The sequence below is a fragment of the Cellvibrio sp. genome (genome assembly GCF_053579595.1).
Genome location: NZ_JBRFPI010000366.1, coordinates 1 through 4461 on the forward strand (window position 1 = coordinate 1; position 4461 = coordinate 4461).

General features: G+C 51.0%; 4 protein-coding genes and 1 pseudogene. 4 read left to right on the forward strand and 1 reads right to left on the reverse strand.

All coding sequences use genetic code 11. The features are described 5' to 3' along the window. Positions 1-819, forward strand: a pseudogene (locus ACWA6V_RS17780) (hypothetical protein); the annotation flags it as partial. 57 nt (positions 820-876) lie between these two features. Here ACWA6V_RS17780 and ACWA6V_RS17785 read toward each other — a convergent pair. After that, the gene (locus ACWA6V_RS17785) at positions 877-1320 is read right to left on the reverse strand and encodes a DUF4124 domain-containing protein (RefSeq protein ID WP_449523753.1); all 444 of its coding nucleotides are present in this window, start codon (positions 1318-1320) and stop codon (positions 877-879) included. A 524-nt stretch (positions 1321-1844) separates the two neighbouring features. Here ACWA6V_RS17785 and ACWA6V_RS17790 point away from each other — a divergent pair. The 3 genes from ACWA6V_RS17790 to ACWA6V_RS17800 all read left to right on the forward strand — a co-directional run. Beyond that, on the forward strand, positions 1845-3581 hold the full coding sequence (locus ACWA6V_RS17790) for an acetolactate synthase 3 large subunit (RefSeq protein WP_310074047.1): 1737 nt from the start codon (positions 1845-1847) through the stop codon (positions 3579-3581). A gap of 1 nt (position 3582) precedes the next feature. Further along, positions 3583-4074, forward strand: coding sequence for an acetolactate synthase small subunit (ilvN, locus tag ACWA6V_RS17795; RefSeq protein ID WP_062061070.1), 492 nt, complete (start codon positions 3583-3585; stop codon positions 4072-4074). A gap of 80 nt (positions 4075-4154) precedes the next feature. After that, a partial coding sequence (locus ACWA6V_RS17800) for a hypothetical protein (RefSeq protein ID WP_449523754.1) occupies positions 4155-4461 on the forward strand: 307 nt, incomplete at its 3' end.

Below are 4461 nucleotides of genomic sequence, written 5' to 3' on the forward strand. Positions count from 1 at the left end.
CATTGGGTGCCGCTGGTGCTGTTCAGGGCAAGCAGTCGCTACACCGCCAAGCTACCGGTGCTGGCTGGGGCGGCAAAGGCCTCGCTGCGTATTAGCCTTGGTGATACACAAAAAGGCGTAAAGCTGACGCAGACGCTGGAAGAAATTATTGAGCTTGGGCAGGGAGCGCAGGGTGTGGGGGCTTTCCCGCCGGCTTTTGCCCCTCTGCCGCGCTTAACGGTTGAGGCTAGCGCTGCCCTGACCGACTACAGCTTGCCGCCTGTGTTTGCCCAGGATGCCAAAGATGGCCAAATAGCAGCGATCACTGCCAGTGCCGGGCCTTACAGCATTGGTACTCACCTGATCCGCTGGAGCGCGACCAACTCTGCTGGAAAAACGGCTACTGGCTTGCAAACCCTTGATGTACGTGACACCACTGCCCCGGCAATCCAAACACCTGCCAATATCACCGTGGATGCAACAGGAGTATTCACTGATGTCCCCCAGCCAGAGGTTAAGGCTTACGATTTGGTCGATGGTGAAATTACGGCCTGGACAATGGATTGGAAACCTTTCCCGGTCGGGACTAGTTATGTGATCTGGAATGCGAGCGACTCCCGGTATAATCTGTCATACATAACGCAAACCATCACAGTAAAAGCAGCTGCAGCGAGTAGTCAGGCTCAGTCATCCAGCAGCAAAGCAGCGGTTAATTCCGGTGGGGGAAGTGGCTCGGGGGGCGGTGGTGGTTTGATGGGGATCTGGATGCTATTACTGTGTGGGGTTTTGGCAGGAGCTCCCACTCGCCAACGGTACCGGCGATCAGGCGATAAGATATAATTAACCAACAAAAAACGGCCATCTAGTGGCCGTTTTTTTATTGCAAATCGGTCTGTGTTATTCGCAGGTCTGATCAATCACTTTCTGCGTGGCTATCCGCTGCTGCACCTTATCTTCCTCGGTTAACGGCACAACAATGCCTTGCTCATTAGTGGTTCTTATCCGGGCAACAGTGTTCAAAATAGAGAGATTTTCTTTTGCCGCAGCACAGCGTTCAGGGTCTTTGAGTGCGGCCGCCTGTGCTACTCGAGGATCCTCAGCGGGCGGAGCAGGCTCTGCTTTAGGCTGGGAGGCCGCAACTTGTGCAGGTGTTGGGTCGCTGTGACCCGTGCGGGTTTGTACTAAGGTAGCCTTGACATCTTTCGGTGGGCGTTCGCCGTAATGAACCGTACCTTTGCTGTCGGTCCAGGTGTACACCTTCTCTTTTGCGAACCCCTGCTGGCTGAGCATTAGGCCAACAAGCGCTATGCCGGCCAATTTTACGATATGCGAAAACTTCATGAATCTTGCCCTTATTGCTTGATGCGAATGCAGCAACTATAGACCTAATGTGCAAGGAGCGAAACCGCGACAGGGAAAACTGTGAGCGAGTGCAAGCTCGTGGCTACCTGCCCTTGACCTCTAGCCTTCTCTGGATCGATGCATAAAAAATCATCATTCTGACGTTAATTTCTTGACTTTGAACCATATCTTGCGAAAATTGCCAGTCCTCCAGATGGCTGGCAGATGACCGATAAGCTCGGGCACTCATCTGCTTCCCGCCAAGTCACCCTCTTGGCGAACCCTCTGCTGGCGATGCTCCTACCAGAGCATCACCTTAGAAAGCCGCTGTTTACCTGCACGGTTTTCGCTGATCCGATCCTGACCTTGCCGGGTTTTGATCGTGGATCATTCACGGTGTTGGCCTGCCCTAAGTGCCAATACTTTCCTGTGTGATTCTTTACCGCCTCAACTTTCGGCTGTAGCAGCCTCATGGTAAAAGACACACGCGCATATGCGATTCACATCCTAAAAGGGGAATTATCGTGGAAATGCTTTCAGGCGGAGATATGCTCATCCGCGCTCTGAAAGACGAAGGCGTTGAATACGTTTTCGGCTATCCGGGCGGCGCGGCACTGCATATTTACGATGCCATCTTTCGTCAAAAAGACGTTAAACACATTCTTGTTCGCCACGAACAAGCGGCCACCCATGCTGCCGACGGTTACGCGCGTGCGACCGGCAAAGTGGGCACTGTACTGGTGACTTCCGGCCCAGGTGCGACCAATGCCATTACCGGTATTGCGACGGCCTATATGGATTCTATTCCGATGGTAGTCATCTCCGGCCAGGTGCAAAGCCACCTGATCGGTGAAGATGCCTTCCAGGAAACCGACATGGTGGGTATCTCTCGCCCGATCGTAAAGCACAGCTTTATGATCAAACACGCGAGCGAAATTCCTGAAGTGGTGAAAAAGGCTTACTACATAGCCGCGACCGGTCGCCCCGGCCCTGTGGTTATTGATGTGCCTAAAGATTTAACGCACCCAGCCTACACCTTCCCTTACGAATATCCCGAGAAGGTCAAACTGCGCTCCTATACTCCAGCGACGCGCGGTCACTCAGGCCAAATCAAAAAAGCGGTGCAATTGCTGCTCGGCGCCAAGCGCCCGATGATCTATTCCGGCGGTGGTGTAGTGCAGGGCAATGCCTCGCATCTGCTCAAAGAATTAGTTGAGTTGCTGAATTATCCCGTGACCAATACTCTCATGGGCTTAGGCGCATATCCTGGTACCGGTAAAAATTTCCTCGGTATGCTCGGCATGCACGGCACCTACGAAGCCAACACCGCCATGCATCACAGCGATGTGATTCTTGCGGTGGGCGCGCGTTTTGATGACCGTGTGACTAACACCGTGAGCAAGTTCTGCCCGAACGCAAAAATTATCCATATCGATATTGATCCCGCATCAATTTCCAAAACCGTTACTGCTGATGTACCTATCGTCGGTGCGGTTGATAGCGTGCTGGGCGAAATGCTCACACTCATCAAAGAGAGCGATGAAAAGCCCGATGCAGAAGCACTCGCATCCTGGTGGGAACAAATTAACGATTGGCGCGAGCGTCACGGCATCTATACCAAAAATCGTTTTGATACGACCAGCGATAAAATCAAACCGCAAGAAGTGATTCAGGCGATTTGGGAAGTGACCAAAGGCGATGCATACGTCACTTCCGATGTGGGCCAGCACCAAATGTTTGCCGCGCAATATTATTTGTTCGACAAACCGCGCCGTTGGATTAACTCCGGTGGTCTCGGCACTATGGGCTTTGGTTTGCCTGCAGCGATGGGCGTGCAAATGGCGCATCGCGATGCGACCGTTGTCTGCGTTACCGGTGAAGGCTCAATTCAAATGTGTATCCAGGAACTTTCTTGCTGCACGCAATATCACTTGCCGGTAAAAATTATCTGCCTCAACAACCAAGCCCTCGGCATGGTTCGCCAATGGCAAGATATGCAGTACTCCAGCCGTTACGCTGAAAGTCTGTATGAAGATTCATTGCCCGACTTCGTGAAATTAGCGGAAGCTTACGGTCATGTTGGTATTCGTGTGACCAAAAAAGAAGAGCTGAAAGCGAAATTAGCAGAGTGTTTTGCATTGAAAGACCGCGTGGTATTTATGGATATCATGGTCGATCAATCTGAACACGTTTACCCAATGCAAGTTGCGCCCAATGGTTCTATGCGCGATATGTTGCTAAGCAAAACGGAGCGCACCTAATATGAGACGCATCATTTCTGTATTAGTCGAAAACGCTCCCGGTGCTTTGTCTCGCGTTGTTGGTTTGTTTTCCCAGCGCGGCTACAACATTGAAAGCCTGACCGTTGCACCAACCGAAGACGAAACCCTGTCGCGCTTAACGCTGACAACGCTGGGCGACGATCACAAAATCGAACAAATCACCAAACACCTCAATAAATTAATTGATGTAGTTAAGTTGGTAGATTTGACCGAAGGTTCGCACATTGAACGCGAGCTTATGCTGATCAAAGTCAAAGCATCTGGTGCACAGCGCGCAGAAGTAAAACGCTGCGTGGATATTTTCCGCGGTCAAATCGTGGATGTCACCAGCACGCTCTACACCATCCAAATCACCGGCGCGAGCGACAAGCTCGACGCGTTTTTACAAGCGGTTGGTGATGCTTCCATCATCGAAGTTGTGCGCACCGGCGTGTGTGGCATTTCGCGCGGTGAGAAAGTGTTGAGTTTGTAAGTTGTTGCGTTGATACTCGAAAGGCCGATAGCTGCGAAGTTATCGGCTTTTTTTGTGGTAAAAAATAAAGGGAGTAGACAATGAGTTCCGGTGAAGAGAGGTTTGATTTTTATAAAGAGATTTGGCCTACCTTGAGTTTATTGATTGATCGCGATCCAGAGTTGGCGATACAAATCATTCCAGTTGTTGCTTTGCGAAATGTTTTACGGGTGTTGCCACTGATTGCTTGGGGCGGGCATATCGGATTCTGGAAGAAAGCAAATGGCGATCATCGACTTAAGTATTTGACTGCTGTTATCACTGTTGTTGAAATCTTTCGTGCACTACGAAGCGGTGACTTTGAGCGGCTTCTGACTGGGAATCAAAGTCTTACTCATTTGACTCTTG

Bases quoted from the DNA above. Each gene is read 5' to 3' on its own strand.
- ilvN (WP_062061070.1), top strand. From the start codon at position 3,583: ATGAGACGCATCATTTCTGTATTAGTCGAAAACGCTCCCGGTGCTTTG.
- ACWA6V_RS17785 (WP_449523753.1), bottom strand. From the start codon at position 1,320: ATGAAGTTTTCGCATATCGTAAAATTGGCCGGCATAGCGCTTGTTGGC.